This window comes from Burkholderia sp. A2 (assembly GCF_001729305.1).
GTDB lineage: Bacteria > Pseudomonadota > Gammaproteobacteria > Burkholderiales > Burkholderiaceae > Burkholderia > Burkholderia sola.
Map to the genome: position 1 here is coordinate 5,496 of NZ_LZXX01000031.1, position 413 is coordinate 5,908.

The following is a 413-nucleotide window of genomic DNA, read 5'->3' on the forward strand; positions in this document are numbered from 1 at the left end:
CACGTCGATCGTGCGCGCCGCCGCCGCGATCTCGACGCCGATCGACGTGCACGCCGGCGGCCGCGCGCTGTCGCAGGGGTTCGCGATGGTCTACACGCGCAGCTTCCTGAAGACACTCAAGCGCAAGGCGCTCGCCAAGCTCGACCAGTATCCGGGGCTGTTCGACCGCGACGCGATGCTGCAGGCCGTGACGATGCGCGACTTCGACGAGGTCGTGACCGCGCCGCTGCACGGTTTCGCGAACGCGGACGACTACTGGACGAAGGCGACCACGCGGCCGCTGCTGCCCGCGATCGACGTGCCGACGCTGATCCTCAACGCCCGCAACGACCCGTTCCTGCCCGAATCGGCGCTGCCGGGCCCGGCCGACGTGTCGCCGGCCGTCGAGCTCGACCAGCCCGCGCACGGCGGCC

At 71.7% G+C, this 413-nt stretch carries 1 protein-coding gene; it reads left to right on the forward strand.

What is annotated here, in order from left to right:
• Nucleotides 1–413 (forward strand): YheT family hydrolase (locus tag A9Z05_RS03250; protein ID WP_371090557.1); only part of this gene is annotated, 413 nt, incomplete at both ends.